Annotated in this window: 5 protein-coding genes; 3 read left to right on the top strand and 2 right to left on the bottom strand. The window is 72.6% G+C overall.

What is annotated here, in order from left to right:
• Positions 1–161: 161 nt before the first annotated feature.
• Positions 162–1,001 (bottom strand): peptidylprolyl isomerase, encoded by an 840-nt coding sequence (locus DLJ47_RS32905; protein ID WP_109905937.1) that lies wholly within the window; start codon positions 999–1,001, stop codon positions 162–164.
• Between the two features lie 60 nt (positions 1,002–1,061).
• Positions 1,062–1,958: a peptidylprolyl isomerase gene (locus DLJ47_RS32900; RefSeq protein ID WP_109905935.1), complete on the bottom strand. Its 897-nt coding sequence runs from the start codon at positions 1,956–1,958 to the stop codon at positions 1,062–1,064.
• 258 nt (positions 1,959–2,216) lie between these two features.
• Here DLJ47_RS32900 and DLJ47_RS32895 point away from each other — a divergent pair, with 258 nt between their 5' ends.
• The 3 genes from DLJ47_RS32895 to DLJ47_RS32885 all read left to right on the top strand — a co-directional run bounded on the left by DLJ47_RS32895 (position 2,217) and on the right by DLJ47_RS32885 (position 5,351).
• On the top strand, positions 2,217–2,936 hold the full coding sequence (locus DLJ47_RS32895; RefSeq protein ID WP_109905933.1) for an MBL fold metallo-hydrolase: 720 nt from the start codon (positions 2,217–2,219) through the stop codon (positions 2,934–2,936).
• Between the two features lie 67 nt (positions 2,937–3,003).
• Positions 3,004–4,326 (top strand): histidine--tRNA ligase, encoded by a 1,323-nt coding sequence (gene hisS / locus DLJ47_RS32890; RefSeq protein ID WP_109905931.1) that lies wholly within the window; start codon positions 3,004–3,006, stop codon positions 4,324–4,326.
• Between the two features lie 89 nt (positions 4,327–4,415).
• Positions 4,416–5,351 (top strand): acyl-ACP desaturase, encoded by a 936-nt coding sequence (locus DLJ47_RS32885; RefSeq protein ID WP_109905929.1) that lies wholly within the window; start codon positions 4,416–4,418, stop codon positions 5,349–5,351.
• Positions 5,352–5,368: the final 17 nt, after the last annotated feature.

The following is a 5,368-nucleotide window of genomic DNA, read 5'->3' as shown; positions in this document are numbered from 1 at the left end:
TTCGGCAGCAGGGCGAACCGGCTCCCGGTGCCCTGCTCTCGATCAGACGATCATGGTGCGAGGCGGGTGCGGGTGCGGGTGCTGGTGCCGCGCTGGGGTGGAGGACGACGAAGCGCCCGCCGGTGGGGCCGGCGGGCGCTTCGTCGTGCGGGGTGGGCAGGTCAGCCCTGGGGGGCGCTCATGGTGAGCTTGTTGATGGTGATCTCCTTTTTCGGGTGACCACCGCCGGCCTGCTGGGCGAACGCCTTGTCGTCGCCGGCCGCCGCGACCTGCTTGACGATGTCCATGCCACCGGTGATGGTGCCGAGCACCGTGTAGTTCGGGTCCAGCGGCGAGTCGCCGTAGACGATGAAGAACTGGCTGCCCGTGCTGCCCGGCTGGCCGGAGTTGGCCATGGCGATGACGCCCTCCGGGTACGGCGGCCGCTTGTCGGTCGGCAGGTTCTCCTCGACGAGCCGGTAGCTCGGACCACCGGTGCCGTCGGTCTCCCGCCAGCCCTTGCCGGTCGCGCTCGGGTCACCGCACTGGAGCACCTTGATGCCCTCGGTCACCAGCCGGTGGCACTTGCTGTTGTCGAAGAAGTTCTTCTCGGCCAGGTGGGTGAAGCTGCCCGCCGTGCAGGGCACCGCGGCCCGGTCGATCTTGGCGGTGATCGGGCCCAGGTTGGTGTCGATCGTCATGGTCTGCACGCCGGTGTTCGACTGCTGCGCCCCCGGCAGCCCGACGTCCTTGATCTGCTTGGTCCGCTGGTCGGCGGGGACCTCGGTGAAGGCGCACTGGACGAAGCCGGCCTCCGGCGCCGCGGTGTTGTCGGTCTTGTCGTCGTCACCCAGGCTGGTGGCGAGCCAGACCGTCCCGGCGACCACCAGCAGCAGAGCCGCCGCGGCCCCCACGATCGCCTGCGTCTGCCGGCGCTTGCGGGCCCTCGCCGCGCGCTCGGCCATCTCCTTCTCGAGCCGGGCGCGGGCCGCCGCGCGCTGCCGCTCTCTGGTGGACGTCACGCCTGGATCCTCCTGGACTATGTCGGGGGCGGCCGGTGCCGCTGAGTGGTTGGGGCCGGGTCAGCCGGCGCTCGGGCTGGCCGACGGAGCGCCGGTCGCCGAGGACGTCGGTGTCGGCGCCGCCGTGGCCTGAGCCACCGGCTCGCCCACGGTGAGGCTCTGGATCACCACGTCGGTCTTCGGCTTGACCTTGGCTCCGCTCCCATTGTCCACGGTCTCCAGGGCACCGATCTTCTCCACCACGTCGATCCCACCGGTGACCCGGCCGATGATCGGGAACTTCGGGTCGGTGGTCTGGTAGTCCTTGAAGAAGATCAGGAACTGGCTGCCGTTGGCGCCCGGCGGGTTGGCGATCATCGCGACCGTGCCCTTCGGGTACGCCGGGGGCTGGTCCGGCGCGGGGCTGGCCGACGGGGACGCGGACGGGGCGGCGGGCACGTTCTCGTTGTAGAAGGAGTAGGTCGGCCCGCCCAGACCGGTGCCGCTGGGGTCACCGCAGCGCAGCGCGCCCTCGGCGGTGATCTCGTGGCACTTGGTGTTGTCGTAGAACGACCGGCTGGCCAGGTGCGCCATGCTGGCCCCGCCGCACGGCGCGGTGGCCAGGTCGAGTTCGACCGTGATCGGCGCGCCCTGGTTGGTGGTGATCGTCATCGCCCGGACGCCGTCGGTGGGCAGGCCGGTGGTCGCCGGGGTGCCCACGTCCTTGAGGTTGGTGTTGGCCGTGGCGTCCTGCGGGGTCCAGAGGCAGATCTCCTCGGCGGCGGTGTTCTGCTTCCCGTCGTCGTCGAATGCGCCCAGCGCCCAGGCTGTGCCGGCCACGATCAGCAGCAGGACGACGGCGGCGCCCACCCCGGCCTGGATCTGCCGGCGGCGCCGGGCCCGGGCGGCCCGGCGGGCCAACTGCCGGTCGAGCTTGGCCCGCGCCAGTTTGCGCTGCCGGTCCCTGCTGGAAGCCACCCGCGCTCCCCTTCCTCTACCCTGGTCGTCACCGGCGGACGGACGGCCCGCGCCCCGTCGGGCGGCACGTGCGCCGCGCCACACGCCCGCCAGAGTGTACGGCTACCGGCTGGGAATGTGGTGTACGAGGTCCAGGCTGCGCTTATCGGAGCGCATCACTGTGCCGTACGGGGCGGGCGGGGCGGATGCGCAGAACCGACTCGCGCCGCCGGTTAGGCTGCTCACAGGGACGCACAGCTCGACGGAAGGGGATCGCCAGTGCTGGTGGCCGGCTTTCCCGCGGACGCCTTCGGCACCAACTGCTACGTGGTCGCCGCCGCGCCCGGGGAACAGTGCGTGGTGGTCGACCCCGGGATCGGGGTGCTCGACCGGCTCGACGCGCTGCTTGCCGAGCACCGCCTGCACCCGGCCGCCGTGCTGCTCACCCACGGCCACCTGGACCACACCTTCTCGGTCGCGCCGGTGTGCGGCGCCCGCGGCGTCACCGCGTACGTGCACCCGGACGACCGGGAGATGCTCGCCGACCCGGCCAAGGGGCTCTCCACCGACCTCACCGCGCTGTTCGGCGGGCGGCTGCCCTACGCCGAGCCGGAGGACGTCGCCGAGCTGACCGACGGGCTCACCCTCGACCTCGCCGGGCTGAAGATCACCGTCGACCACGCACCGGGCCATACCGGCGGGTCGGTGCTGTTCCGGTTGCCGGGCGCCGGCTCGCCGTGGGAGGCGGACGAGGTCTGCCTCTCCGGGGACGTGCTGTTCGCCGGCTCCATCGGCCGCACCGACCTGCCGGGTGGCGACCTGCCGACGATGCTCGCCAGCCTGCGGAGCAAGATCCTCCCGCTGGCCGACGACACCGTCGTCCTGCCCGGCCACGGCCCCGCGACCACCATCGGCCGCGAGCGCGCGAGCAACCCGTACCTCATCGAGGTGGCGGGCGCCGACGGCGCGCGACCGGCCGCTCCCAGCCGAGGCTGGTGACCCCCGCCCGCGCCGCGCGCGGGCCCACGACCTGACCGCGCGCCGCGCGGATCGCCAAGGAGTACGCATGAGTAAGCCCACGCCCATCTCCGGCTTCCCGGAGTGGTCGCCGCCGCAGCGGATGATCGAGCAGTACGTGCTGGACCGGATCCGCAGCACCTTCGAGCTGTACGGCTTCGCCCCGCTGGAGACCCGCGCGGTGGAGCCGCTGGAGCAGTTGCTGCGCAAGGGGGAGACCTCCAAGGAGGTCTACGTGATCCGCCGGTTGCAGGCCGACGCCGAGGGCCCGGCCGGTGACGACTCGCTCGGCCTGCACTTCGACCTGACGGTGCCGTTCGCCCGGTACGTGCTGGAGAACGCCGGCAAGCTGCAGTTCCCGTTCCGCCGCTACCAGATCCAGAAGGTGTGGCGGGGGGAGCGGCCGCAGGAGGGGCGCTACCGCGAGTTCCTCCAGGCCGACATCGACATCGTCGACCGGGACACCCTCGCGCCGCACCACGAGGCGGAGATGCCGCTGGTGGTCGGCGACGCGCTGCGCTCGCTGCCGATCCCGCCGGTGCGCATCCAGGTCAACAACCGCAAGATCTGCGAAGGCTTCTACCGGGGGGTGGGGATCACCGACCCGGAGGCGGCGCTGCGCGCGGTCGACAAGCTCGACAAGCTCGGCCCGGCGAAGGTCGCCGAACTGCTGGCCGAGACCGCCGGGGCGAGCGAGGCGCAGGCGAAGGCCGCCCTGGCGCTGGCCGAGATCTCCGCGCCGGACGCCTCCTTCGCCGACGCGGTGCGCGCCCTCGGGGTGACCGACCCGCTGCTCGACGAGGGCATCGAGGAACTCGTCCGGGTGGTGGAGACCGCCGGCGAGCACGCCCCCGGGCTCTGCGTGGCCGACCTGCGGATCGCCCGCGGTCTGGACTACTACACCGGCACGGTCTACGAGACGCAGCTGGTCGGCTACGAGCGGTTCGGCTCGATCTGCTCCGGCGGCCGGTACGACAACCTGGCCAGCGCCGGCACCGTCCGGTTCCCCGGGGTGGGCATCTCGATCGGGGTGACCCGGCTGCTCGGCCTGCTCTTCGGCGCCGGGGCGCTGACCGTCTCGCGGGACGTGCCGACCTGCGTCCTGGTGGCGGTGACCAGCGAGGAGCAGCGCGGGGCGAGCAACCGGGTGGCCGAAGCGCTGCGGTCGCGGGGGGTGCCCACCGAGGTGTCGCCGAGTGCGGCGAAGTTCGGCAAGCAGATCCGCCACGCCGAGCGGCGTGGCATCCCGTACGTCTGGTTCCCCGGGGCCGAGCAGGACGAGGTGAAGGACATCCGCTCCGGTGCGCAGGTGCCCGCCGAGGCCGGTGTCTGGATGCCTCCGGAGGTGGACCTGAAGCCGCTGGTGGGCTGACTCGCCGGCGGTCCGGCTGGGACGGGACTGGCGCGGACGGACGATCGGACCTACGGTGGCGTAAGTTACGCCACCGTAGGGAGATCCTTGTGACCGCACTGAGCCAGACCGCGCTGCTCGTCGAGCTGGAGCCGGTGGTCGAGCGCAACCTCGACCGGCACCTCTCGCTGGCGAAGGAGTGGTTCCCGCACGAGTACGTGCCGTGGAGCGAGGGACGCACCTTCGACGGCCCGCTGGGCGGCGAGCCGTGGTCCGCGGCCGACTCGACAGTCCCCGAGGTGGCCCGGACCGCGCTGATCGTCAACCTGCTCACCGAGGACAACCTGCCCTCGTACCACCACGAGATCGCCACCCTGTTCGGCCGGGACGGCGCCTGGGGCACCTGGGTGCACCGGTGGACGGCCGAGGAGGGGCGGCACGGCACGGCGATCCGGGACTACCTGACGGTGACCCGGGCGGTCGACCCGGTCGCCCTGGAGCGGGCCCGGATGGCGCACATGTCGGCGGGCTACGTCAACGCACACGACGACGAGGTGCTGCACTCGCTGGCGTACGTGTCGTTCCAGGAGCTGGCCACCCGGATCTCGCACCGCAACACCGGCCGGGCCACCGGCGACCCGGTGTGCGAGGCGCTGCTGGCCCGGGTCGCCGCGGACGAGAACCTGCACATGGTCTTCTACCGCAACCTGCTGGCCGCCGCCTTCGAGCTGGCGCCCAGCCAGGCGATGCGGGCGGTGGCGGACGTGGTGGCCGACTTCCAGATGCCCGGCAACGGGATCGAGGGCTTCGCCCGCAAGTCGGTGGCGATCGCGCTCGCCGGCATCTACGACCTGCGCCAGCACCGGGACGAGGTGCTGGTGCCGGTGCTGCGGCAGTGGGACGTCTGGAACGTCACCGGCCTGGACGGCGACGGTGAGGCCGCCCGCGACGAGCTGGCCCGCCAGCTCGACGACCTGGAGCGCGCCGCCGCCCGGTTCGAGGACAAGCGCGACGCCCGCCGGGCCCGACTGGCCGCCGCCGGCTGACCGCCCCGCCCCCTCCC

Source organism: Micromonospora sp. S4605, assembly GCF_003176715.1.
Taxonomy (GTDB): domain Bacteria; phylum Actinomycetota; class Actinomycetes; order Mycobacteriales; family Micromonosporaceae; genus Micromonospora; species Micromonospora echinaurantiaca.
This window is presented reverse-complemented; position numbering and strand designations above follow the sequence as displayed.